Genomic DNA, 1,229 nt, shown 5'->3' with positions numbered 1-1,229 from the left:
TGTAGGCTTCCCCTAATTAGGACACCTTAAAATTCGACAAATAATTATTATTTAGGTCAGATTTGATGAAGAATTTAAATTCTTCATCAAATCTGGGCATGTATTCTTTAGGAGATATATTACCTAATGACTTGTGCGGATGATTAAAGTTGTAATCTTCTCTCCAGTTATCACTGATTTTCTGAAGTTGATAGATGTCATTAAAATAATAAGCATCTAATATGTCTTCTCTAAAGAAGCGATTAAAGCGTTCTATATATCCATTTTGCATAGGCTTACCAGGTTGAGTATATTTAATTTCTATAAAGTTCTTTTTACACCAGTTCATAAATGTTTTTGAGATAAACTCAGGTCCGTTATCACATCTTACATATTTAGGTGTTCCTATTTCTTCTTTTAACTGTTCCAGCGTCTCTACAACAGCTCTTGCTGGATAAGAGAGTCCAGCGTTAATAGCTATTGCTTCTCTATTGCAGTCATCAATTACATTGAAAACACGCACTTTCCTACCATCGGTAAGGGCATCACTCATAAAATCCATACTCCAACACTCATTGAGTGCTGCAGGTACTTCTAATGGTTGTTTTATACGTTTAACCAAACGTTTTTTGTGTTTACGTCTCAAACTGAGTTTCATCTCACGATAGACACGTAAAACACGTTTTCTATTCCATTGTAGACCTTCACGACGGATCTTGTAATAATATTCATCAAAACCACGAGTGGGATAAGCTTCTGCCAGTTGAGTAAGCTTATCGATGACTTCACTATCGTCCTTTTTACTCTGGTAGTACCACATTGATCTTGTAAGGCCTACAACTTCACAGGCACGTATAATCGGTACTAAATACTCTTTAATAAGGTACTTTACTCGAACTCTCTTGTCGGAAGGTCTTAGAACTTTTTTGACAGTATATCCTTTAGCATCTTATTATCAAGACTAACATCTGCATACATCTGTTTGAGCCGAAGATTCTCTGCTTCTAAATCTTTAAGACGTTTGAGCTCTTGTTTTTCCATACCACCGTATTTCTTACGCCAGTAATAAAACGTGCTCTTATCAATACCTAATGCTCTGGATAAATCCCCTACAGACCTTCCTTGTTCATTTTCTTTGAGAGCTTTGATAATCTGACTCTCACTAAATTTGCTGCTTTTCATAATGACAGTTTGAATTTAAAGTTAGTAAATTCGAATTAGTAACTGTCCTATTTATGGGGAAGTCTACA

General features: G+C 35.3%; 2 protein-coding genes. Both read right to left on the bottom strand.

Annotated elements, in window-relative coordinates; all coding sequences use genetic code 11:
• Positions 1-16: 16 nt before the first annotated feature.
• Entirely contained in the window at positions 17-859 is an 843-nt protein-coding gene (locus EAX61_RS16315) for an IS3 family transposase (protein ID WP_236642069.1), read from the bottom strand.
• 35 nt (positions 860-894) lie between these two features.
• A complete protein-coding gene (locus EAX61_RS16310; protein WP_121918772.1) occupies positions 895-1,161 on the bottom strand; it encodes a transposase in 267 nt (88 codons plus the stop codon).
• Positions 1,162-1,229: the final 68 nt, after the last annotated feature.

This window comes from Dokdonia sinensis (assembly GCF_003688895.1).
In the GTDB taxonomy this organism is placed as follows: domain Bacteria; phylum Bacteroidota; class Bacteroidia; order Flavobacteriales; family Flavobacteriaceae; genus Dokdonia; species Dokdonia sinensis.
This window is presented reverse-complemented; position numbering and strand designations above follow the sequence as displayed.